Source organism: Rhodopseudomonas palustris (assembly GCF_003591005.1).
Classification (GTDB): Bacteria; Pseudomonadota; Alphaproteobacteria; order Rhizobiales; family Xanthobacteraceae; genus Rhodopseudomonas; species Rhodopseudomonas palustris_K.
This window is the reverse complement of sequence record NZ_QYYD01000005.1, coordinates 151,930-175,317: the sequence shown is the minus strand read 5'-3', so window position 1 is coordinate 175,317 and position 23,388 is coordinate 151,930. Positions and strand designations below refer to the sequence as shown.

The 23,388-nt window shown below is 64.3% G+C and carries 20 protein-coding genes and 2 pseudogenes; 11 read left to right on the top strand and 11 right to left on the bottom strand.

Annotation, left to right across the window (positions count from 1 at the left end; translation table 11 throughout):
* Nucleotides 1–95: 95 nt before the first annotated feature.
* The 3 genes from D4Q52_RS06855 to D4Q52_RS06845 all read right to left on the bottom strand — a co-directional run bounded on the left by D4Q52_RS06855 (nt 96) and on the right by D4Q52_RS06845 (nt 4,621).
* Complete coding sequence (locus tag D4Q52_RS06855) at nt 96–2,408, bottom strand: nitric oxide reductase activation protein NorD (RefSeq protein ID WP_234831106.1); 2,313 nt, start codon at nt 2,406–2,408, stop codon at nt 96–98.
* A complete protein-coding gene (locus D4Q52_RS06850) occupies nt 2,405–3,205 on the bottom strand; it encodes a CbbQ/NirQ/NorQ/GpvN family protein (RefSeq protein ID WP_119855796.1) in 801 nt (266 codons plus the stop codon). Before D4Q52_RS06850 ends, D4Q52_RS06855 begins: the two co-directional genes overlap by 4 nt.
* A gap of 393 nt (nt 3,206–3,598) precedes the next feature.
* Nucleotides 3,599–4,621: a helix-turn-helix transcriptional regulator gene (locus D4Q52_RS06845; protein WP_147407771.1), complete on the bottom strand. Its 1,023-nt coding sequence runs from the start codon at nt 4,619–4,621 to the stop codon at nt 3,599–3,601.
* A gap of 476 nt (nt 4,622–5,097) precedes the next feature.
* On the opposite strand from D4Q52_RS06845, the gene D4Q52_RS06840 reads away from it, so the two are divergent.
* From D4Q52_RS06840 to D4Q52_RS06805, 8 genes are read left to right on the top strand one after another with little or no spacing between them, the layout of a single operon-like run.
* The gene (locus D4Q52_RS06840; protein WP_119855794.1) at nt 5,098–6,384 is read left to right on the top strand and encodes an ABC transporter substrate-binding protein; all 1,287 of its coding nucleotides are present in this window, start codon (nt 5,098–5,100) and stop codon (nt 6,382–6,384) included.
* On the top strand, nt 6,384–7,148 hold the full coding sequence (locus D4Q52_RS06835; protein ID WP_234831105.1) for an ABC transporter ATP-binding protein: 765 nt from the start codon (nt 6,384–6,386) through the stop codon (nt 7,146–7,148). The genes D4Q52_RS06840 and D4Q52_RS06835 overlap by 1 nt, the downstream gene beginning before the upstream one ends.
* Nucleotides 7,149–7,151: 3 nt before the next feature.
* Complete coding sequence (locus D4Q52_RS06830) at nt 7,152–7,913, top strand: ABC transporter ATP-binding protein (protein WP_119855793.1); 762 nt, start codon at nt 7,152–7,154, stop codon at nt 7,911–7,913.
* A 5-nt stretch (nt 7,914–7,918) separates the two neighbouring features.
* Nucleotides 7,919–8,800 (top strand): branched-chain amino acid ABC transporter permease, encoded by an 882-nt coding sequence (locus tag D4Q52_RS06825; RefSeq protein WP_119855792.1) that lies wholly within the window; start codon nt 7,919–7,921, stop codon nt 8,798–8,800.
* Between the two features lie 3 nt (nt 8,801–8,803).
* Entirely contained in the window at nt 8,804–10,453 is a 1,650-nt protein-coding gene (locus D4Q52_RS06820) for a branched-chain amino acid ABC transporter permease (protein ID WP_119855791.1), read from the top strand.
* Nucleotides 10,454–10,490: 37 nt separating this feature from the next.
* Entirely contained in the window at nt 10,491–12,821 is a 2,331-nt protein-coding gene (locus tag D4Q52_RS06815) for a N,N-dimethylformamidase beta subunit family domain-containing protein (protein ID WP_119855790.1), read from the top strand.
* 18 nt (nt 12,822–12,839) lie between these two features.
* Nucleotides 12,840–13,217 carry a hypothetical protein gene (locus tag D4Q52_RS06810; RefSeq protein WP_119855789.1) on the top strand — a complete coding sequence of 126 codons (378 nt, stop codon included), beginning with the start codon at nt 12,840–12,842 and terminating at the stop codon, nt 13,215–13,217.
* The gene (locus tag D4Q52_RS06805; RefSeq protein WP_119855788.1) at nt 13,214–15,535 is read left to right on the top strand and encodes a N,N-dimethylformamidase beta subunit family domain-containing protein; all 2,322 of its coding nucleotides are present in this window, start codon (nt 13,214–13,216) and stop codon (nt 15,533–15,535) included. The genes D4Q52_RS06810 and D4Q52_RS06805 overlap by 4 nt, the downstream gene beginning before the upstream one ends.
* Here D4Q52_RS06805 and D4Q52_RS26440 read toward each other — a convergent pair.
* The 8 genes and pseudogenes from D4Q52_RS26440 to D4Q52_RS06770 form a co-directional block, all read right to left on the bottom strand.
* Nucleotides 15,510–15,680: a hypothetical protein gene (locus D4Q52_RS26440; RefSeq protein WP_182915250.1), complete on the bottom strand. Its 171-nt coding sequence runs from the start codon at nt 15,678–15,680 to the stop codon at nt 15,510–15,512. The genes D4Q52_RS06805 and D4Q52_RS26440 overlap by 26 nt on opposite strands.
* 164 nt (nt 15,681–15,844) lie before the next feature.
* On the bottom strand, nt 15,845–17,209 hold the full coding sequence (locus D4Q52_RS06800) for a sensor histidine kinase (RefSeq protein ID WP_119855787.1): 1,365 nt from the start codon (nt 17,207–17,209) through the stop codon (nt 15,845–15,847).
* On the bottom strand, nt 17,206–17,880 hold the full coding sequence (locus D4Q52_RS06795) for a response regulator transcription factor (protein WP_119855786.1): 675 nt from the start codon (nt 17,878–17,880) through the stop codon (nt 17,206–17,208). The genes D4Q52_RS06800 and D4Q52_RS06795 overlap by 4 nt, the downstream gene beginning before the upstream one ends.
* A 78-nt stretch (nt 17,881–17,958) precedes the next feature.
* Nucleotides 17,959–18,138: pseudogene (locus tag D4Q52_RS06790) on the bottom strand (hypothetical protein); the annotation flags it as partial.
* 41 nt (nt 18,139–18,179) lie between these two features.
* Nucleotides 18,180–19,223, bottom strand: coding sequence for a glycosyltransferase family 4 protein (locus tag D4Q52_RS06785; RefSeq protein WP_119855785.1), 1,044 nt, complete (start codon nt 19,221–19,223; stop codon nt 18,180–18,182).
* Entirely contained in the window at nt 19,223–19,996 is a 774-nt protein-coding gene (locus tag D4Q52_RS06780; RefSeq protein WP_234831113.1) for a UDP-2,3-diacylglucosamine diphosphatase, read from the bottom strand. Before D4Q52_RS06780 ends, D4Q52_RS06785 begins: the two co-directional genes overlap by 1 nt.
* 335 nt (nt 19,997–20,331) lie before the next feature.
* Nucleotides 20,332–20,991, bottom strand: coding sequence for a DedA family protein (locus D4Q52_RS06775; RefSeq protein ID WP_119855784.1), 660 nt, complete (start codon nt 20,989–20,991; stop codon nt 20,332–20,334).
* Nucleotides 20,992–21,001: 10 nt separating this feature from the next.
* Nucleotides 21,002–21,577 (bottom strand): class I SAM-dependent methyltransferase, encoded by a 576-nt coding sequence (locus D4Q52_RS06770; RefSeq protein ID WP_119855783.1) that lies wholly within the window; start codon nt 21,575–21,577, stop codon nt 21,002–21,004.
* A gap of 243 nt (nt 21,578–21,820) precedes the next feature.
* Here D4Q52_RS06770 and D4Q52_RS26735 point away from each other — a divergent pair, with 243 nt between their 5' ends.
* The 3 genes and pseudogenes from D4Q52_RS26735 (at nt 21,821) to D4Q52_RS06755 (ending at nt 22,972) form a co-directional block, all read left to right on the top strand.
* Nucleotides 21,821–22,225, top strand: a complete 405-nt coding sequence (locus tag D4Q52_RS26735; protein WP_147407770.1) for a hypothetical protein — start codon at nt 21,821–21,823, stop codon at nt 22,223–22,225.
* Nucleotides 22,226–22,233: 8 nt separating this feature from the next.
* Nucleotides 22,234–22,481, top strand: a pseudogene (locus D4Q52_RS06760) (IS66 family transposase); the annotation flags it as partial.
* A 293-nt stretch (nt 22,482–22,774) separates the two neighbouring features.
* On the top strand, nt 22,775–22,972 hold the full coding sequence (locus tag D4Q52_RS06755) for a hypothetical protein (protein ID WP_119855780.1): 198 nt from the start codon (nt 22,775–22,777) through the stop codon (nt 22,970–22,972).
* Nucleotides 22,973–23,388: the final 416 nt, after the last annotated feature.

Sequence of the window (23,388 nt, the reverse complement as noted above, 5' to 3'; positions counted from 1 at the left end):
AGGCCGGGCATGACGCGTGGATAGGAAAGTGCCTAATTTTAAAGGCCGCATTTTCGGCCAGGCTCTCAGGATGAGGACACAGTGCGGTGCATCCATCACCGCCTTGCCAACCTAAAATACAACTCCGACAACCTCGCCGGCAGGTCCTCGACGCGGTGCACCAGCATGGTGTTGCCGCGGCCGAAAATGCGCGCCGCGGCCGCCATGCCGGGGCTGCCGAGGACGACGCCGAACGCGTCGATGCCGCGGGCGTGCAGGCCGACTGCGGCGCGACGTGCGTCTTCGATCAGGTCGGCGGGATCGCTGGCGTCGATGTCGGACGGCTCGCCGTCGGTCAGCACCAGCACCAGCTTGCGGAAGCTGCGTTGGTCTCCGATCACCGCGCCGGCGTGGCGCAGCGCGGTGCCGAGCCGCGTCGAGTAGCCGGCGGCGAGGCCGTCGAGCCGCGCCATCGCCTCGGTGCCGTAGGGCTCGGCGAAGGCTTTCACGGTGGTGAGCTTGACGTCGTCGCGGCCGTCGGAGGCGAAGGCCAATAGCCCGAACGGATCGCCGAGCTTCTGCATCGCCTCGGCCAGCACCGCCACCGCGAGCCGCTCGACATCGAGCACACTCGCGCCCGACGGCAGGCGGTCGCTGGTCGATTGCGAGATGTCGATCAGCAGCAGTGCGGCAAGATCGCGATGCTTCGAGGTCGACGACCGAAACACGCGCGGGTCCGGCTCCTGGCCGGTGCGTAGCGCGAGGCCAGCGTCGATCACCGCGTCGAGGTCGAGATCATGGCCGTCGGGCTGGCGATTGAGCCGGACACTGCGGCCGACGCGCAGGCCGCGCACCAGCCGTGTGACGCGGCCGCGCAGCGCGTCGGCTCTGTCGAGCGCGTCGGTGATGCGACGCGCGTCGCCGCGGATCGCTGCAACCTCGCGCACCGTGGTCCATTCCGGCCGCTCGATGCCGTGGCGGCGATCCCACTCCGGATAGGTCGCCAGCACGGTGCCGCGGCTGTCCGGCGCCACCGGCCGCGCCTTGCCGGCGTCGCTGTCCGATGGCTGCCGATCGTCCGGCGGCGCCTCGTCGGTCTCCTGCTGCTCGATGCGCGACGCGTCGACGAACATCTCCAGCACTTCGGCATTGGCCTGCGGCGGCTCGTCGAAATCCCACAGGCCGAGATTGTCGTCGCGATACACCGGCTCGATCACGTGGGTCTTGGCGTTGAACTGCAGCCGCATCTGGCCGAGATCGTTGCCGAGCAGCATGCCGATCTCGCGGGCTATCGCCGGGTCGTGCAGCCGTGGCTGCGCGGCCGCGAACAACGCGCGGGCCTTCTCGATGAAGCCGTGATCGTCGTCGTAGTTCGGATCGAACAGCGCGCGGGCGAGCCGCGCCAGCAGCGCCGGCGCGGTGGCGATGCCGGCGGGCCTCGCGGTGTGAAACGGCGCCCACAGCCGGCGCAGCCCGGGCAATTGCCGAAGCGCCAGGGCCTCGATCCGCGCGTCCTCGATCAGCCCGACCAGCACGATCTGCAGCGGCTTGAGCTTGCCGACCGCAAAGCGGCTGCCGCCGAGCACCAGATGCGCCTGCGTGTGCGCGGCGGCGGCGCGATACAGCTGCCAGGCCTCGTCGCCTTCGAAGCCGCGATAGACTTCCGGCAACCGGATCAGCGGCCCGGCGATCGCCGAGCGCCGCGCCACCGCGGTGTCGCCGCAGGGCAAAGCGCGCAGCAGCGGCACGCGGCCCCACAACGCGGTGACGAAGGCCTTGAGGTGGCGCTCGGTCTCGGCGAAATCGACGCCGCCGAAGTCGCGGCTGATCAGCCGCTGCGCCAGCTCGTGCTGCAGCGTGAAGTAATTCTGCCGGACGCGGCGATCGCTGCCCGCGAGCTTCAATCCGGCGGCGATGAAATTCTCGAACGCCTCGACCGAGCCCGGCGCCAGGATCGCCGCCATCCGCAGCGCCATCGGCTCGACGCACTCAGGCGCCTCATGCGCGAACTGCGTCATCGCTCGCCACCAGCGCGCCAGCTCGGGGCCGGAGGCGAACGCGTTGCGGGCGATCGGCAGCGCCTTCAGACTCAGCGCCGCGGTGCGGGCGCCGGCCTCGCGGCAGATCTCCGCGGCCGCGCTGGCGGCGGCCAGCAGCGGCGCGACGTTGTCGCCGGGTTCGCTGCGGCTAACGTTCCAAAAGGCGATCAGGCAGCCGGGGCCCGCGTTGACATGAGCGAGCTCCAGCACCGCGGACGCCCAGGCGTCGAGATCAGCCTCGCTCCGCCGCGTCGCGAGGTCGTCCCAGGCGGCGCGGAACGGCGCACGCAGCGTCTCGCGCTGCCGCATCATCTGGTGCAGCTCGCGCGTCGCGCTGTCCGGCGTCGGCGCGACGATGTGCAGGAGCGGGCGGCTCGTCTCCGCGCTCACGGCATGCAGGCCTCGATGGCGGCGCGCAGCGCGGCGCGGACGTCGGGATTGTCGGTGATCGGCAGCACGATGCTCGACTGCACCGCGGCCCCGAGCGGCACGCCGCCGCGCACCAGCCGGCCGGCATGGATCAGCATCCGCGTCGAGGCACCTTCGTCGAGGCCGTGGCCTTGCAGATTGCGCGAGCGTTGGCCGATCGCCACCAGAATATCGGCGAGCGAGCTGTCGGCGCCGCTCTCGCGCACCACGATGGCGCTTTCGATCTGCGGCGGCGGATAGGAGAAGTCGATTGCGAGAAACCGCTGCTTGGTCGACTCCTTCAGATCCTTCACCGCGCTCTGGTAGCCGGGATTGTACGAGATGGTGAGCTGGAAGTCGGTATGCGCCGGCACGATCTCGTTGTGCTTTTCCAGCGGCAGGATGCGGCGGGCGTCGGTGAGGGGATGGATCACCACGGTGGTGTCCTGCCGCGCCTCGACGATCTCGTCGAGGTAGCAGATCGCGCCGTGCCGCACCGCCTGAGTCAGCGGTCCGTCATGCCACACCGTGCCTTGCGGCTCGAGCAGATAGCGGCCGGCGAGGTCGGCGGCGGTCATGTCCTCGTGCGCCGCCACGGTGACCAGCGGCCTGCCGAGCCGCCAAGCCATGTGCTCGACGAACCGCGTCTTGCCGCAGCCGGTCGGGCCCTTGAGCATCACCGGCAGCCGCTCGGCATAGGCCGCGGTGAAGATCTCGATCTCGTTGCCGTGAGGCTGATAATAGGGTTCGGCTATGATCCGGTAGGAGTCGAGGCTCATGCTATCCTCCGAGTAATCTACGAAGGACGGCAGCCGGCGACAACGCAGCGCGCGAGCAGAAGCCGTCCCATAAACTGGGAAGTGGCAATCACTGCCGCGCCGGCGCGCTGCCGCATCGAAGCGCGCCGAATGCAGTGAGCATAGCCCCGTCGTCCTAAAGCGCAAGTGGCGGCTTCGTTCTGCGGCTGGAGCGCCGATACGCGTTCGTTCGAGTCTCCGACGCCGCGCTGCGCAGATCCATGGCGTCGATGTGGAGTTGTCGCCAGACGGGTGTGATTTCCCTCTATCGGTTCAAAACGCTTCAAAAGGGCGAGGCTTGCCCCTGCATCCGGGATGGAGGTCCAAAGGGTTGCGGGCTGCCATCGGCAGGCGCGGCGCGTCTTTCTGTCGAATTCAGCGCCGATCTCGATTGCCGGGATCGCGTGGAAGCAACAAGCCCTCAGCCACGGCGCGAGCTGCGAGCGCAGTGCGGGACACACACTCCATCTTCGCCAGGATGTGCTCGACATGGGTCGAGACGGTGCGCGGCGCGACGCAGAGCTGATTGGCGATCTGCGGATTGGAGGCCCCGGTTGAGACGAGGTGCAGCACTTGGATTTCGCGCCAGCTCAGATCATGCGGCCATTCGATCTGTTCTTCGCTGACCAGTACCACGCCACGCTGGCGAGGGATCAGCGTTACGCGGTGACATTGGCCGCCATCGTCGCACCACAGGAAGCGGCGTGCCGACCACGTCGACGCGGTGTCAAGAAGTAAGCGCCGCAGCGCACCGTCCGGCGCCAGATGCACGCCGGGTGCGCGCGCCTTCAGGCTGAAGGCGGCGCCGTTGGCGGATATCACCAGCGCATGGGCGTTGACCGGCAGGGTTTCGGCCAGCAGATGCGGCATGCGCAGCTGATCGCAGACCTCGGCGAGAATCGGACGGAAGCGCTCGGTGATCTCGCGGCGCTCGTCGGTCGCGGCCGCCGGCGAGGTCCAACTGACATGGATGGCGCCGCAATAGCGGCCATCCGGTAGCCGCAGGCACATGGTCGAGCCTTCGCTGAAACCGGAAGGGATCAAATAATCGCGCGCCGTGGGCGTGTCCTGAAACCACAGATCCCAGTCTTTCTCGTAGTCGCGCCAGCGTAGCGCCCGCGGCTCGTCGCGGTGGGCGATCATGAAGGCCGGGTTGCTTCGGACGAATTCATCGTTGACGTGCGCCAGCACCGCGTCCGAGTAGCCGTCAGACGCCAGAGTGAGATGCCGGTGGGTGCGAGCCAGCGGATCCCACGCGCACAAAGCGAAAGCCGAGCAGCGCACCAAATCACGGATGATCCCGGTCACTTCGGCAGCGCGGTCGATCATTTGTCCGCGCGCATCTTGCGGCGAAGCACCCCAGGCCAGAATGACGGAACTGTCGGGCGCGTAGCTCACGGATCATCCCCGCTGAACGGTTTTGCCAGAACAAAACCGACAGGACGGAGCGTAGCGAGTTTGCGGCGGACTGTCATGCCGCCAAAATATGCTGATACTGGCGGCCGGTGCCCGTGTGATGATCAGCATTCTTAACTATCAGGGCGATGTTGCCGCGCACAATGGCAGCCGCGGCGCTGATCGCCCCTCGTCATCTCTTTCAGCCAAGAGTATCCGGCCGCGATCCTAATTTGCGCGGAACCGCTGCGCTGGCGAATAGCTCGGCAAATCGGTCGGTTGACGTATTGAAGCTGCCGATCCGCCACGAGAGTATTTGCATGCGGTGCGATCGTGGCTGACGCGATGCCGTCCCGAACACTAAACGGTTCTCGGACCGCTGGGGATTGCAGTCGTCAGTATCGGCTTCGTGCCGATCGCTGGTCGCCATCCTTTTGCAGCCGGACCTGTCGTCGGCTGATCCTGCAGGGAGGGTTGAGATGACTTCGAATCTGACCAGACGCGCCGTCACCGCCGGGCTCGGCGCCGCGATGGCGATGCCGTGGATTGCCAAGTCGCGCGCGTTCACAGGCAAGCCGATCACCATCGGGATGCCGTCGGCGCAGACCTCGGCGGCGGGCGTTGCGGATCATCTCGACTTCACCCAGGGCTCGACATTGGCGGTGGAGGAGATCAACGCTGCCGGCGGCATCATGGGCCGCGAGCTGAAACTGTTCATGGTCGATATCGACGTGTTGTCGCCGGAGAGCAGCAAGCAGGCCATCGCCGCCTGCGTCGACGCCCAGGTCGATGCCATCTCGTTCGCCTTCACGCTGGTGCCGATCCCGGCGATCGACGCGTCCTCCAAGTACAAGTGTCCGCTGCTTTACGGCAACGCGCAGCGTGCCGGCACGGAGGCGGTGAAGAAAAACCCGCAGAAGTTCAGCCATGTGTTTCAGACGGCGCCATCGGAGGTCAATTATGGCTGGACGTATCCGCTGTGGCTCGAACACGAGGAAAAGCTCGGCGTCTGGAAGCCGAAGAACCGCAAGGTCCACATCATCCAGGAGCAGGTGGCTTACTGCCAGACGATCTCCAAGGCCGCGCAGGAAGCCATCAAGAAGCGGGGCAAGTTCGAGGTCGCCCGCGTCACCGACATTCAGTTTCCGGTTCAGGACTGGTCGCCGGTGATCCGCGAAATGAAGGACGTCGACGCCGGCGCCATCATGGTGGACCACTGGGTCGCGGCCGAATACGCGGCGTTCTGCAAGCAATTCGTCGCCGATCCGGTGCCGAATTCGCTGGTTTATCTGCAATACGGCCCGTCGCAGCCGGAATTCCTGACATTGGCCGGCAATTCCGCCAACGGTTTCGCATGGTCGACCACGGCCGGGCTTTATGCAGACGAAAAAGGGAAGGCGTTCGGCGACAAATACAAGAAGCGCTTCCCCGGCATCATGGGCCTGACCTATCCGGGTCTCGCCTACGACCACACCTACTACCTCAAGAAAGCCTGGGAAGCGGTCGGCGATCCGCGCAAGTTCAAGGACGTGTCCGACTGGATCCGCGCCAATCCGCAACGCGGCGTCACCGGTTTTCTCGACATGAACAACGCCTATCAGGAGGCCTTCCACTTCCCGAACAATGGTGGTGACGACATTCAGGTCTCAGAGCTCGAAAAGGGTATGGCGCAGCTGTACTTCCAGGTTCAGGACAAGGATCACAAGCTGATCTTCCCGTCCGAAGTGTCGGAAGCCAAGCTCAAGCCCGCGCCGTGGTGGACCTGATGCTGATGCAGGCACAGGACGATCGGCGGAGCGGCGCGGCACGCCAGCCGCTGTTCACCGGCAGCGACATCAGCCTCGATCTGGGCGGCCGGACGATCCTGCACGACATCGACCTGAGCGTCTGTCGCGGCGAGGTGCTCGGCATCATCGGGCCGAACGGGGCAGGCAAGACAAGTCTGTTCGAAGTGCTGTCCGGCCGCATTGCACCGAAGAGCGGCAAGGTGTGGTTCAAAAACGAGGACATTACTTCGCTGCCGCTGCACGCCCGCGCGCGGCTCGGCATCGGCCGTACGTATCAAACGCCGGTGATCCCCGACGAACTGACCGTGGAGGAGACCTTCAAGGCCGCGCGTCAGGCCTTTCCGCCTTACCTCACCAAATACGATGCCGAGTACGGCGCTGAGCTCGTCAACCTCAAGGTCGACGCCGACACGCCGGCGGTTCAGCTCGAAACGCTGAACCGGCGCAAGCTGCTGCTCGCCTGTCTGCTGATGCGTCGCCCGTCGCTGCTGCTGATGGACGAGCCGGCCGCGGGACTCATCAACTCCGAGGTCGACGAGATCGATTTCCTGCTGCGTGTGCTGTCGAAGGAAATGAACATTTCGATCGTCATCGTCGAGCACCGCATCGAGCTGCTGTCGACGATTGCCGATCGCGTCATGGTGATGGATGCGGGCGAAGTCATCTCGGAGGGGTTGATGAAGGACGTGCTGGCTGATCCCAAGGTCCACGCCGCCTATTTCGAAAATGTGGAGGAGGCCTAGCGCATGCCGGCTGCTGCAACGAGACCGTTGTCGACCGCCTCGGTCGATCGGCGCGAGGTCCTGAACGTCGCCGGCCTGTCGGCGGGTTACGGTCCGATGCGGGTGATTCACGATCTCGATCTGATCGTCAACTCCGGCGAGCGTATCGGGATCGTCGGTCTCAATGGTCACGGCAAGTCGACACTGTTCTACGCGATTGCCGGTCTCACCGGGTGGCAGCGCGGTTCGATCAAGCTCAACGGCGCCGAGGTCGGCCGGACCCGCAGCCAGGGGCCTGGGCGCTATACCCATCAGATCGTGCGGTCCGGTCTGGCGCTGATCCCGCAGGGAGACGAGATTTTCCACGGCCTCACGGTGGAGGAGCATCTCGATTCCGGCGCCTTCACGCCGCGCGCCTGGCGCGAAAGGGCGCAGCGCAAGCTCGAAATCCTGGAAATCTTCCCGCCGCTCAAGAAGCTGATGCACATCCCGGTCGGTCGACTGTCGGGAGGCGAACGCCGCATGGTGTCGATCGGGCGCGGACTGATGGCCGAGCCGTCGCTGTTCCTGGTCGACGAGCCGTCGCTCGGCCTCGCGCCCAAGATCGGCAAGAGCGTGATCGATGCGCTGATGGCGATCGACCTCGGCACGTCGGCGATGGTGATCGCCGAGCAGAACGTCGCGCTGCTCGAGGGCCGCGTCGACCGCATCATCGGGATGCACGCCGGCAAGCTCAAGGGCGAGGCCTCCGCAGCTCTGATGCTGCACGACGTCAGCAAGGCGTAGATGACATGGATCTGTGGTTCATCATCAGCAACACGATCGTGCTCGCCGCCATCTACGGCACACTGGCGATCGGCGTTTCGATCACCTGGTCGAGCCTCGGCCTGCTCAACCTTTCCTATGGCTTCGTGTTCGCCTTCGCGGGTTACGGGGCCTGGCTGTTCGCCCAATACGTCACCACGTTCGGCCCCGCCGTGCTCGGGGTCGGAATCCTCGCCGGCGCACTTGGTGGCGTTCTTGTCTGCGCGGTGGCGTTCATCCCGATTCACGACAAGCCTAACTTCACCACACGCGGATTGATCGCCACGCTGGCGATCAATCTGGTTGGTACGCAAACGCTGATGTGGTGGTTCGGGCCGCGCTCGAAGAACCTGCCGGAGATCTTCGGCACCTGGAAACTGTCGATGTCCGGCATGGTTCTCACCGCCGACCGGGTGGGCAACGTGTTGACCTCTGTCATCATGCTGCTGTTGGTGCTGCGCTGGATGCGGTCGAGCCGCCGCGGCCTCGAAATCCGCGCCATGATGATGAACCCGCATGCGGCCTCGATCGTCGGCATCGGCGTGCGGCGGACTTCGTTCTACGTCATGGCCATCACCGGCGGCCTCGCCGGATTGTCGGCTGTGCTGCTGTCGCAGACTTACTACATCTCGCCGTTCGGCGGGCTGATGCCGATGATCAAGGCGGTGGCCATCGCGCTGTGCGGCGGGCTCGGCAGCGTGCAGGGCGCGGTGATCGCTGCGCTGGTGCTCGGCCTGAACGAGGCGCTGACCACCGTCTCGGTCGGCGGCCGCTACGTCCTGATTACCCAGTTCCTGCTGATCATCGCCATCCTGCTGGTGCGGCCGCGCGGCATCGCCGGCCTGCTGGACAAAGCGAGGGAGGCCTGACCGATGAGCTCGACCGAAGCCGGCGGAACGATCTGGCGCAATCCGCTCTACGTCTGGGATAAGGATGGCCAGACCGAAGAACTGCCGACGGTTCCGCACCGCAGCCATCAGGACGTCTGGGAGGCGACGCGTAGCTCGAAAGTGACACTGTCGCCGGTGGGGCGACTGCGCTACTACTACAAATGGCCCGGTCACGGCGCAGAGACGTGGAATCGCTGGCGTTACTGGCCGACCCGCCGGCGGCTGCTGCGCATCCGCGGCGAGTACAACGCCAAGACGCTGCGACGTGAGAAGACGATCGTCGACAAGCGGCCGATCTGGTGGGTGTTGGGACTGCTGGCGCTCGCGCTGGTGCCGTGGCTGACACCGATGCGCCTCGAGAACACGCTGCTGACGGCAGGCGCCACGTTCGGCATCTATGCGGCCATCAATCTCTGTTGGATGCTGGTGATCGGCACCGCGGGCATCTTCTCGCTGGCGACCTACGCGGTGGTCGGCACCGCGGCGTTCCTCACCGCATTCCTCTCGGTCCAGTTCGGCCTGCCATGGTGGCTGCTGCCTCCGGCCGGCGCGATCGTGGGCCTCATTTTCGGCGGGCTGATCGCGCTGCCGGCGACCCGGCTCGACGGCTTCTATTACGCGCTCCTGACGCTCGGCCTTAACGAGCTGTGCCGCGTCTATTTCGTCACGTCGAAGGAGTTCGGCGCGGCGACCGGGGGGCTCTACGGTGCCCATACGTACATCCCGGAAGATTGGTCGCAGAGCGGGCAGCTACGGCTCGCCTATTACGCCTGCTTTGCGATGATGCTTCTAGCGCTGCTGCTGTATCGCTTCGTCAACGGGCGGCGGCTGGGCCGCATCCTGCGCATGGCGCCTGAGAAGCGTGAGGCGTTCGCTCAGGCTACCGGCGTCGATTTCCGCCAGGCGCGGGTGCGGGTGTTCCTGATCTCGTCGGTTGCGCTGGGCTTCATCGGCGGATTCTATTCGGCGAATTTCGGCGGCGTCGCATTCTCGCTGTTCAATTTCGACACCGTGTTGCTCGGCCTCGCCATGCTGGTGATCGGTGGCATCGGACGCGCCGACGGCGCGGTGGTGGGCACGCTGATCGTGGTGTTTTTCGACAAGGTGATGATCACGCTCGGCCCGATCCGGCTGATCATCATCGGCCTGATCATGCTGGCGACGGTGATCTATCTGCGCAACGGCATCTTCGGCATCAAGCAGCAGTTCCGCAGCTGGCGGGACAAGAAGAAGAGCGAGCGACGCTCGACCCGCGCCGAGAAGGGCGGCGAGCTGCTGCCCGAGGAGGCGACCGAGATCAACAATGCCGACGAAGCCTATCGGCGCCGCTACGACAAGATGCAGCGCGATTTTCTAAAGACGCTGGTGACACCCGACATCATCGACGAGCATCGCCGCGGGCCGCAGTCCCAGCACAGCGAGGCGCTGGAGCGGCTGCTGATCTACTTCCGCAGCCAGCCGCAACCGGACAAATACGCGATCTCGGCGATGGGTGAGGGCTTCCGCATCGTGGCGCTGTCCGGCTTCCGAGGTGTGGCGCCGCGGGTGGTCGAAGACAAGATCTACAAGACCAGCAAGGATGCATATCACGGCGTGTTCCTGCGCCGCGTGCACGACCTGCTGGAATCCTGACAACCCACTGCGCGGCGGTGGTCTGGAGTGAAGCTCGATGGCACAAGTAAAGCTCTTTGGCTATGCGGACAAGATATCGGTCAAGCCGGGAGAGCTCATCCAGTTCTACGTCAACGCCGACGGGACCGACGCTGCGGACGCCCAGCTGGTGCGGCTGATCCACGGCGATAATCATCCGGATGGCCCCGGCTTCGTCGAGCAGGAAGTTCCCTCCGCGATCGACGGCGTCTGGCGGGTCGAGAAGCAGTACACGCAGGTCGGCTCTTTTCTTGAAGTACCCGATTCGGACCGGCGGCTGGCGCTCGCCGGGAGCCTAACCCTATTCGCCTTCATCCATCCGCTGTGGCCGCAGGTAGGCCATCGTCAGTTCCTGCTCGGTCGCTGGGACAACGATAAGAATGTCGGCTTCGGGCTCGGTATTAAACCGAACGGGCTACTCGAGTTTTGGGTCGGGCGCGGCGACGAGGTCGATTATGTCGAGGCAGAAGTGCCGCTGCGCGCCAACATGTGGTACTTCGTCGCCGCCAGCCTGGATGCCGCGACCGGCCGGGCGACGCTGTATCAGGAGGGCGTCGTCAATCGCTACAACAGCGTGCTCGGCAAGGTCACGCCGCTCGATCTGCGCTCGCACGTGGCCGAGAGCTTTCGCTTCCGCCAGAAGCATCTCGACGATACGCCGTTCCTCATGGCCGGTTCGCGTGATTGGCACGATCGGCGCGGCCACTTCGTGTCGCAGTTGTATTGCGGCAAGATCGATCGGCCGGGCCTGTTCGATCGCGTGCTGAGCCGCGCCGAGCTCGATGCCATCCGCGGCGGCGGCGTGCCGCCATCAGACGGCATGGTGGCATATTGGGACACGACCCACGGCTACACCGATCAGGGGATCGGCGACATCGTCACGGACGTCGGCCCGTATCAGCTTCATGCGATGGGCTACAACCGGCCGGTCCGCGCGCAGACCGGCTGGAACTGGAGTGGCCGCAACGACTGTTTCCGGCTGGCGCCGGAGGAATATGGCGGCGTCGAGTTTCACGCCGATGCGCTGATCGACTGCAAATGGAAGCCGACGCGGGCGCTGCGTCTCGCAGAAGATCTGCGCAGCGGTGCCTATGCCATCCGGCTGCGCGGTGGCGACGGCACCGGGCTCGGCGAGGAGTACATCCCGTTCTTCGTCCGGCCCAAGCAGCCGACCGGTCGCATCGCTTTCCTGATCCCGACGGCGAGCTATCTGGCCTACGCCAACGAGCATCTGTCGTTCGACGCGCCGATCGTCCAGGGTATGAGCGGCATGACGCCGATTCTGGCCGACATCGACATTGAGATGTACAAGAATCCCGAGTTCGGTCACGGCTGCTACGATTCCTGGGCCGACGGGCAGGGCGTTTGCTACAGCTCCTATCACCGGCCGGTGATCAACATGCGGCCGAAATATCGCATCTCCAGCATGGACATTACTTGGCAATACCCGGCCGACCTGTCGGTGATCGCCTGGCTCGAGCACATGCAGTACGACTACGACGTGCTGACCGACGAGGACCTCGACCGCGAAGGGGTCGCGGCGCTGGCACCGTATCCGTGCGTGCTCAGCGGCACGCATCCGGAGTATTATTCCGAGCGCATGATGGACGCGACGGAGGATTATATCGAGGGCGGGGGCCGCTACATCTATCTGGGCGCCAACGGCTACTACTGCAACGTCGCGTTCCGCGACGACGAGCCCTGGGTTCTGGAATGCCGCAAGCTCGGCGACGGCTGGAAGGCCTGGGAGGCGCGGCCCGGCGAGCACTATATGGCAACGACCGGGCAGAAGGGCGGGCCGTGGAAGTGCCTCGGCCGCCCGCCGCAAAAGATCATGGGAGTCGGTTTCGTTTCCGAAGGCTTCGGCACCAGCGCGCCGTTCGAGCGCATGCCGGACAGCTACGAGCCGTCGCTGGCCTGGATCACCGAGGGCATCGAGGGCGAACTGATCGGCGGTTTTGGCTTGTCCTATGGCGGCGCCGCCGGCATCGAACTCGACAAATATGATCTGTCGCTCGGCACGCCGCCCAACACCAAGGTGATCGCCTCCTCGGGCGGCCACACCGACAACTATCTCACCCATGGGCAGCTACAGCTGCATCAAACTCCGGGGACGTCGGGAAGCTGGGATCATCGGGTCGGCGCCGACATCACCTATTTCCCGTCGCCGAACGGCGGCGCCGTGCTGTCCTGCAGCTCGATTGCGTTCGGGCAGGCGCTGCCGGCCAATGGCTTCGACAACAACGTGTCGCGGCTGCTTGCGAATGTGATCAACGCCTTCATCAAGCCAAGCCCGCTGCCGGATTCGTCCGAGCGTGGGTCCGCACGCGAAGACGTGCTCGCGACCTGACCCGCCGGAGTGACGCTCATGAACGCAGTCATCGACACGCAGGACCGGGCAGAGATCCGGCGCCTTCGTTACGAGACAAAGCAGCGCGAATTCCTCAAGACGCTGGTGTCGCCGCGCGTGATCGAAGAGCACAGACGCTCGCCGATCGGCCAGCACAGCGAGCCGCTGGAGCGGCTGCTCGCTTACTTTCGTCGGCGGCCGCTCGCTGGCCGCCACGCCATCATGGTGGTGACGCCGTTCGAAGCCTATCGGCTGGTGCTGTTGTCGGGCAAACGGGGCGTGCCGCCCAAGTCGATCGATGAGACGCTGTATCGGTCGCAGGCCGAAGCTGAGCACGCGATCTTTCTGCGCAACGTACAGAGCCTGATGGAAGAGCCGAGCGGGGGTGGTGAATGACGATGCCCAAGCTGTTCGGCTATACGGACCGGCTGTCGGTCAAGCCCGGCGAGACCCTCGATGTTTTTGTCCATGCCGAAGGCACGATGAAAGCCACCGCTCAGCTTGTGCGCTTGATTCACGGCGACCAGCATCCCGCCGGCCCGGGCTTCATCGAGCAGGAGGTGGATTGCGAGGCGAACGGCGGCTGGGTGGTGGGCGAGCAGGTGACGCAACTGGGGTCCTATCTGCAAGTCGACGACCCGCAAGCCAAGCTCGCGCCGGACGGCAGCTTCACGGTGTTCGCCTTCATCTGTCCGACGAAGCCGAAGGCGGAAAGCCGTCAGACGCTGCTCGGCCGTTGGGACATTGCGGGCCGCGCGGGCTACGGCCTCGGCATTACGGCGGACGGCCATCTCGAATTCGTGCTCGGCGATCAGGTGAATGTCGCGTCCGTCGTCGCCGAGACGGCGCTACGGCCGGATATCTGGTATCTGGTCGCGGCCGCGTTTGATGCGCAGAGCGGGCAGGCGAGCATCTACCAGGAGGCGGTGATCAATCGATACAACAGCCTGCTCAGCCGTGTCGCGGTGCTGGACTATCGCAGCCATGTGACGAAAGCGATGCCGACGCGGCCGAAGCAGCGCGCCGACACCGCGTTCCTGATCGCCGGCGCCTGGCTCGGCCCGGCGAAGCGCGGCGCGGCCGTTTCAGAGCTGTACAGTGGCAAGATCGACCGGCCCGGCCTGATCGGCCGTACACTCGGTCGCGACGAACTCGACGCGATCCGCAAGGGCGGCCAACCGCCGCCGGATCATCTGCTTGCCTATTGGGACACGTCGCTCGGCTATTCGGACGCCGGAATCGGCGATGTGGTGATCGATGTCGGGCCGTGGAAGCTGAATGCGAACGGCCATAACCGGCCGGTGCGCGGCCAGACCGGCTGGAATTGGAGCGGCCGCAACGACTGCTTCCGGCTGGCGCCGCAGGAATATGGCGGCATCGAATTTCATGCCGACGCGCTGACCGACTGTAACTGGCCGAGCGCACGCCTGGTGAAGCTGCCTGCCGATCTGCGCAGCGGCGCCTATGCGATGCGGCTGCGGGCGCGCGGCGACGATGGGGTGGCGGAAGACTACATCCCGTTTTTCGTGCGGCCGAAGACGCCGACCAGCCGGCTCGCGTTCCTGTTTCCGACCGCCAGCTACATCGGCTATGCCAACGACCGTCAAAGCTTCGAGGCGTCGATGACGCAGTCCGTGACCGGCATGACGCCGGTATTGTCGGCGGTCGATGTGGAGCTCGGCGGCCGCGACGAGTTCGGCCTGTCGGCCTGCGATCATTGGAGTGACCGGCAGGGCGTCTGCTACTCGTCGTCTCGCCGCCCGATCCTCAACATGCGGCCGAAGCATCGTGCGGCCGGGCCGAACGTCGCCTGGCAGTTCCCGGCCGACCTGTCGATCATCGCCTGGCTGGAACATCGCGGCTACGCTTACGACGTGCTGACCGACGAGGATCTCGAACGTGATGGCCTCGACGCCCTGCAGCCCTACACCTGCGTGATGACCGGAACGCACCCGGAGTATTATTCCGAGCGCATGCTCGATGCGACCGAGGACTACATCGCCGCGGGCGGCCGCTACATCTACATGGGCGGCAACGGCTATCACTGGAGCGTCGCGTTCCGGGCGGACGAGCCCTGGGTGATGGAGTGCCGCAAATACGGTCCGGCCTGGAAGACCTGGGACGCGCGGCCCGGCGAATACTACATGGCCAGCAACGGCCAAAAGGGCGGCGCCTGGCGCGGGCAGGGGCGGCCGGCGCAGAAAATGGTCGGCGTCGGCTTCATCTCGGAGGGCTATGGCAAGAGCGAATTTTATCGCCGCATGCCGGACAGCTATCACCGCACGGTGACCTGGCTGACCAAGGGCGTCAGCGGCGAGGTGATCGGCGATTCCGGCCTGGCCTATGGTGGCGCCGCCGGCATCGCTATCGACCGTTGCGATCCGAGCCTCGGCACGCCGCCGCACGTCAAGCTGATCGCCTCCTCGGGCGGCCACATCGATAACTATCTGCTCAATCCCGAGGTGGTCCACTACGCCTTCGAGGGCATGTCGGGATCCTACGACTACCGCATCCGCGCCGACATGGCGTATTTCACCGCGCCTAACGACGGCGCCGTGTTCTCGGCCGGATCGGTCGCGTTCGGCCAGGCGCTGCCGATCAACGGCTTCGACAACAATGTTTCACGAATATTGTCGAACGTTGTTGATGCTTTCATCAAGGACGGTGCGTTACCTGGTTCGCAGTGGGTCAACGAGGAGAAGCAGTGGCGGTAAGCAAGGTCGGGCGTGATGATCGCGGCATCGGAATGCGGCGCTGTTTCATGACCGCCTGAGCGATCTGCTCGGGCTTGATCGGCGTCGCGTTGAACGCGACGTTCGGATGCGCGAACGCGTCCGACAGCGCGTTGGCGATCACCACCCGCGGCGCGATGGCGCCGCCTTCGCCGACGCCCTTGACGCTGTGGGGGAGTGAGCGGTGGAGGGCATGTACCTGCAGTGCCTTCCAGATTATCGACGACGCAAGCTGATGGGCATGAGGTGGAGGAGGGGCCGGCTCTGACCGGTGACGCGGCGATCGCGCACTTACCGGTGCCGAGAGCGTGCGCCGAACATGATCGCGACATGAGCCCCTGTGGGACTATCTTTGATTTCGACACGCCCGCCATGCAACCGCGCGATTTCGCGAACCAGATTGAGACCAAGTCCGGTGCCGCGGGTGCCTGGACTCACACGATAGAACGGCTCGAACACGCGCTCGCGATCCCCGCTCGGCACGCCCGGCCCCTCATCGATCACGCACAGCTCCGATGTGCTGACGCGAACCAGGATGCGGCCGCGGCGGCCGCCGTATTGGATTGCATTCTGAATGAGATTGGCAATCGCGCGCTCCAGGGCACCTTCGTCACCCGGCATCGTGAGCACGTCGATTGTATTGTCGAACTCGATCTCGTAGCCGGCAGCGATGGCGAGCGGGGCGAGGTCCGCGGTGGTGCGACGGGCGATGTCGACAAGGTCGATGGCAACCCAGGGCGATGCGGTTTGCCCAAGGCGTTCGACGTCCAGGAGTTGATCGGCGAGGGTCGATAGCCGCTTCACGTCCTCCAGCAGCCGCGTCGTTTGCGGCCCGGGATCAAGAGCCTCGAGACGGGTCTGCAGGATCGCAATCGGCGTTCGCACTTCATGGGCGGCGTTCGCCAGAAACAACTCGCGACGTTCGAATCCTTCGTCGAGGCGCCGCAACGCATCGTTGACGGCGCGCACCAACGGCACAATTTCGCTCGGCACCAGATCGAGGGAAAGCTGAGTGCCACGCCGGTCGATGTCGATCGCCTCAGCCTCCGCCGCGGCAGTGGCGAGTCCGGCCAACGAGCGGCGTACCACCATCGGCGTCGCGATCAACGTGGCCAGTGACATCACGACGGTGACCGGAAGAATGATGCTGGCCATCAACGCGGCGACAACGCTGGCGAACCGATGCCAGGGTAGCTTGCCGCCGGCACCGGCGAGAATCTGGAGTGGGCCGCCAGGCGCGTCGACCCACCGCATCCGTGCCCCGCCGCGTGGCGCATCGCCAGTAGTCCAGCCGAGGCGGGCCTGTCCGACCGCGTCGAGGGCATCGCCAATCCGGGCAAATTCAGCCGGCACCTCGCCGCGCGAGATCGAATGTCCGGATTTGTCTCTGACCAGAAACCATAGCTCGGGCATCGCAGCGGATTGTCTTGCTAAGGTCGGCGTCTGTCGGAGGATCAGTCCGCCCGATTCATCACGCGCAACCGCATCCTTGATCGCATCGATGGTTTGATCTTCAGGCTCGGGCGGCACCACGAAGCCGCCCGCCCACAGCCCGCCGATCCACACCACCGTCAGGATCGCGAGCATCATCGCCTGCAGCGCGACGAGGCGGTGGACCAACAACCATCGCAGCGACGTGCGCGGAGCCGTGGTCATGGCAACCGGTTGATCAGATAGCCGATGCCGCGAACGGTGTGGATCTCGACGCCGGCGTCGGCGTCGATCAGTTTCCGGCGTAGCCGTGAGATATGGGTGTCCAGCGCATTCGACTGGATTTCGTCTTCGAAGCCGTAGACTGCTTGGACCAGCGCGTCGCGTGCGACGGTGCGACCGGATCGTCGCAGCAGCGCCTCGAGCACCAGCAGTTCGCGCCGCGGCAGGTTGAGATCCACGCCAGCGACGCTGGCCTGGCGATGGGCGCCGTCGAAGCAAATGCGGCCTAGCTTGAGGATCTCCTCCGACAGATCGCTTGGCCGGCGCAGCACCGCGCGCAATCGGGCCAGCAACTCTGCGATTGCAAATGGCTTGCCCAAATAGTCGTCGGCTCCGCTATCCAGTCCCGCGACGCGCTCGGCGAGGTCGCCGCGCGCCGTCAGCACGATGATAGGGGTCATCAAGCCCTTCGCTCTCAGCGTGGGGATGAGCGAGAGCCCATCGCCGTCGGGCAGTTGGCGGTCGAGCAGAATCGCATTGTAGCTATTGTCGATCAGAGCCTCGCTGGCCAGACCGAGCGTCGCAACCCGATCGACGACCATGTCGTGGTTCCGCAGGGCGCCGGCCAGCGCGGCCGCCATTTCAGGCTCGTCCTCCACCAGGAGCACACGCACAGCAGAACCCTTCCGACCTCATCGAGATTCGGTTTATCCGGCGAACATTGCGTCAACCTTGCGCAGCGCGGAAACGGCTCATCCGGCGCCGAAAACGGGCGCCACCAGATGGTCAAGACGCATCTGCTGCAGCGGCAACGCCTCGTCGCGCTCGTGCAGATAATACAGGCGGCGCGACGCTTCATCGCTCTGGCCGGTTAGCTCCGGATTGTCCTTGAGACTCCGCAACGCTTCGTCGCGTGCCTGCGTGGTCAACTGAACTTCGGAGCGCGATTCGGTAGTCGAGTAGGCTGGGCCGGTCAGTGCGCGTTCGCACATAACGGCTGTGAACCCTCAGCCGAAATACCGTGCGCTCGTCTGATATTGTCAAGAAACTGCCGCGCGCTCTCGCGCCAAGTGAAGGTCAGGGCGTGCGCCCGGCATTCTTCACGCCGCACTTGCAGTGCAGCCAACGCGGCTCTGCGCAGGTCGGCATCAAGACAGCCGCAGCCCGACTTGCCGATCACGTCGAGCGGTCCCATCACCGGGAAAGCCGCGACCGGCAGACCGCAAGCCAGAGCCTCGAGGATCACCATCCCAAACGTATCGGTCAGGCTTGGGAAGACGAAAACATCTGCCGACGCGTAGACGTCAGCAAGTGCATGTCCGGTCCGCGTGCCGAGAAAGTGGGCTCGCGGATATCTCGATTGCAGGGTGGCGCGCGACGGCCCGTCGCCGACCACGATCTTCGAACCCGGCAACTCGAGATCGAGGAAGGCGTCGAGGTTCTTCTCGACCGCGACGCGGCCGACGTACAGGAACACGGGCGCCGGAAAGGCCAGCGGCCGCGCGCTTTGCGGACGAAACAGCTCGGCATCGACACCGCGCGACCACGGCATCAAATTGCGAAAGCCATGCGCCTTCAGCGCTCGCTCCAGCGTCGGCGAGCCGACCATGGTGCCGTCAGCGCTGTTGTGGAAGCGGCGCAACGCCGCATAGCCCCACTTCACCGGCACCGGCCACCGCGCGGCCAGATATTCGGGAAAGCGCGTGTGATAGCTGGTCGTAAACGGATAACCGCGCGTCCGGCAAACGTAGCGCGTGATCCACCCGATCGGCCCTTCGGTCGCAATGTGTACCGAGTCCGGACGTATCCTGGTGATCTCGCGCTCGATCCGCCGCACCGAGGCAAGCGCAAGGTGGATCTCCCGGTAGCCGGGCAGCGGCAGGGTGCGAAAATCGCTCGGCGTCAGGAAGCCGATATCAGCTCCGAGGGAGGGCGCTTCGCTGGCGAGATATTCGAGCGAACGAACCACGCCGTTGACCTGCGGACGCCAGGCGTCGGTTGCGACAAGCACACGCATCACGCCACCGCTCTTGCGAATGGCACCATATTCGCGTCGACCGGCATCTGGTGCGGGAGTGCCTCGGTCCACCTGACGATCTCGAAGCGACCGTCATGATGCTCGACGACCCCGGTGCAGGACTCCACCCAGTCGCCGGTGTTGATGTAGCGAACGCCGAAATCGTCATGCATGGCTGCGTGATGGATGTGGCCGCAGATCACGCCCTGGGCCTGGTGGCGCGCCGCTTCCGACGACAGCACCTCCTCGAAACGGCCAATGTGGTTGACCGCATTCTTGACCCGCAGTTTCGCCCAGGATGAGAACGACCAATAGGCAAGCCCGAACCGGCTCCTGACCATGTTCAACCAGACGTTAGAGGCCAACGCTGCACGATAGCCGGCATCGCCGAGCAACGCGAGCCAGCGGGCGTGACGCACGACGAGATCGAAATGATCGCCATGGACAATGAGATAGTCCCGTCCATCGAGGCCGCGGTGGATCACGTAGTCGACCACTTCGAGGCCGCCAACGGCCGAGCCGACATAGTCGCGCGCGAACTCGTCGTGATTGCCGGCAACATAAACGAGGCGCTTGCCACGACGCGCGAGTTCGACCAGTTCCAGCGCGACCGCATTGTGCGCTGTCGGCCAATACCAGTTCGACCTGAGACACCAGCCATCAACGATGTCGCCGACCAGATACAGGGTTTCGGCGTCGTGGTGGCGGAGAAAGTCGATCAGCCGATCGGCCTGGCACCCTTTGGTCCCGAGATGGACGTCGGAGATGAACAGGCTCCTGACCTTGACGACATCTTGCGGCGACGAGCCGGCTACGTCTGTGTGCTGCGCCGGCCGACCGCCATCGTGGCGCTCGCGCAGAAGAGTAACCGCCGCTGCTTCAGCCAGATCTGCGATGGCTTTGGTCACGTCACGACTGGCGCGCCGTCTGAAGATCGAGCGATGCCAATAGACGCCGACGGCGACGACGAGCAGCGCGAGATGGGCGCCACGATGCCGGCCATCGGACGCCGCGACGCCGAACTGAAGGCTGGCGAGCAAGGTCAGGACCGCGGCCAGCAGATGCTCGATCGCGTGAGAGCCGGGTTTGAAACGGGAAAACGGTCCACTCATGCAAAATCCTCCGCGTTCACTGGCGCAGCGACTGCACGCGGCAGCGCCGGACGCGGCGACGCGATCGACTGCTTGTAGAGGCGGAGCCCCAGGATGATCGTGGCCTCGATGGTGATCACAGCCATCGCGACCCAGAAGCCGATGCTGACGGGATCGTAGCCGCTGCCGCGGAGCGCATAGCCCAGCGTGAGAAACGGCGTGTTCCAGAGCAAGGTGCCGATCGCGGCGGCCGCGATGAAGGCGCGCGGCTCCAATCGCAGGACACCGGCCGGCAAAGCCAGATAGATCCGCACCACCGGCAGCGTCTGGCCGATCACCGTCACCCAGAAATGATTGCCGCGATAAGCGTCGCTAAGACGGCGATAGAGCGAGAGGCGCAGCGACACGTACTTTCCATAGCGTGTCACCAGCCGCTCGATGCGTTGTGAGCCGAACGCACGGCCGATACCGTACCAGCCGATCGCCCCGAGAAGCGATCCGGTGCTCGACGCCCCGATGGTCATGGCGAGCATCGTGCCGTCGGTGACCGTCAGGCCAAGCAGCATCAGCAGGACGTACGACGGAAACAGCGGGATGAACTTCTCGGCTACCGCCAGGCAGCCAACTCCCACCAGGCCGAAGCTGAGAAAGAGCGTGATTGTGTTCGACGTGTCCATGGTGCCTCAATCAACGTATGGGGCAGCGGCTGATCCGGTAGACGGAAGCCGGCGGCAGATTGCGAAAGGTCTTCCCGATGCAGGTTGCTTGCAGGCCGAGACGATCCAGGATCGCATCGGCCACGGGACAATGCGGGCCGTAGGTGATCTGATAGAAGGCGCCGCCCGGGCGGAGATAGGAGAACGCGCCGTGGAGGATCGCGACGACCTTCTCTTGCGGCATCGTCAGCAGCCCGAGCCCGCTGACGACGGCACCAACCGGGGCCCCCTCGAACAGCCGTTCTCGATGCAGCCAGGCCGCATCCATCCACAGTACGCGAGCTCCGGGAAAGCGACGCTGCAGCAGCGGGATGAATTCGGAGCCGTACTCGACAAGTGTCAGATCCTGTTGCCTGACGCCGCGCTCCAGTAGAGCGCGGGTGAACACGCCGGTTCCGGGGCCGAGCTCGATAACGGGGCCGGTCGTGGACGTGATCCCCTGAACCATCAGTGAGGAAACGGCCGAGCCCGACGGGGCGACAGCGGCGACGCGCAGCGGATTGCGAATCCACGCTCGGAAAAATGGCAGGATGTCAGCGGTCGACATAGTGAGACTCCAGGACAACAAAAGTGCGGAGGGATCCGCGGCGATCAGTTAGAGAGTTCAATTCCATGGCTTTGTGTTTGCTGGTTTCCGCCTTGCAAGGCAGGCAAGCTCCCGTCGGTTGAAAAGGGCCCGGTGCAGCAGGATCAGATGGGCCCGATATCTAGCCTTCAGTCTCACGCGAACATTGCGTGAGGCTGTCGCCAACGCATGCTTTGGAGAAAATCATCAGCAAGGAGTTCGTCGGTGTCGGCGCGAAGTTGCCGCGATGAATTCGACATGAGGCCAGCGCACGCGATGCGGCGCGGACGCAAGAATGTGGCTGCGAATGCGGATCCTTTGTTGGAGGACCAGCCGGGAATGGTCCCTGCGCTGCGAGCAGCGCTCGCGTGCCATCGCCTTTTCGTCGATCATGCGTCGGGCCTGTCGGATGCCGAGGCGATTGTCGGAAATGGCGATTACTACGCGGTCGCGCGATCGCCGACTAGCAGCGCCGGCGATTATCTCGACAAAACATTTGCGGTCGAACAATTGCCGGTGCGCATGCGCAGGGCATCTGGTGAACGGCGAGACACCGAAACGGCGCCGGGCCGTGCGCAGGAGTTGAGCGCGCCGCTGGTCGCCGGTCTGGGGAGCGGGATGCGCGAATAGCGCGCTAGACTAGTCTAGCTAAGCTGTCGTGCGGCCACGATGTCGCCAAGACGATGGACGACATGCCCAGGCGCTGGACCGCCTTACCAGCTTCCTCGAAGACGGCCGCATCTGCCTGTCCAATCGCGCAGAACGGGCGCTGCGCGGGATCGCGCTCGGCCGGAATTCCGGGCAATTCCGCGGCTCCGACCGCGGTGGCGGCCGCGCCGCCGTGATGTACGGCCTGATTGTCAGTGCCGACACGAATGAGGTCGATTCGCATGTCGCAGACTGAAGCCGACTCTACCTTATGGTTGCAAAACGTCTGCCCGCCCGTGAGTTTTGCACTTAGGTCAACGGTTTATGGCGGAAGGGGTGGGATTCGAACCCACTGTGGGCTTGCACCCACGCCGGTTTTCAAGACCGGTGTTTATCGTTGATTAAATTGAGGCTTTTGGCGTTTCGTGGTTATTGTTGCAGTATTGTTGCAGACTGGAGCGAAAATGCCAATCTTTTTCGTCATCAGAAAGCGATTTAACTACACGTCTTCTGAGCGCGCAGGGGCTCTCCTTGCGCCTCGACATCGATCAGCAAAACTTCGAAGAACTGGAGCACCATTTTGACGATTGGGCGCTGAGCCTAGACCGCGCTGTGTCGAGTTCCAGTTTAACCGATCCACTACTCGAAGGGCTATTCGCCAACCACAAGTATGCGCTCTCGATGGCCAAGGGCGAACGCAGCTTGAAAGACAACTCGCAAGGCGGATGAACTATCGATACCTGGTCTGTAATGCCCAGAAGCACGAGTGGCAAACACTCCAAGAACTACACCGGAATTCGATTTGATTAGCCGAAAGTCGCCAGCGCACAGAACAGAAAGATCCGAGAACTGCGCGATCATTGGGTGCTTCACGGCAACTCCCCGATACTCCAATCCGGAAATTAGCTGAGAGTCGAACATCGGCTTACTGCATGCAAACAGCTTCAATTCCGGAGAGACAACGTAAAGATAAGAACAACCACCTCGAAGCCCGTTTGACTTGGTGTTGTTCACTTCTAATACGCTAGGAGCCACTAACCGACCATCTCTGGACATAGTTCTATCATATGCTTCTCTGGAATAGGTGTAGATATTAACTAGTTGATCGCCAATGCTGGCCTTCCGGATAAAGACGTCGCCGCGAA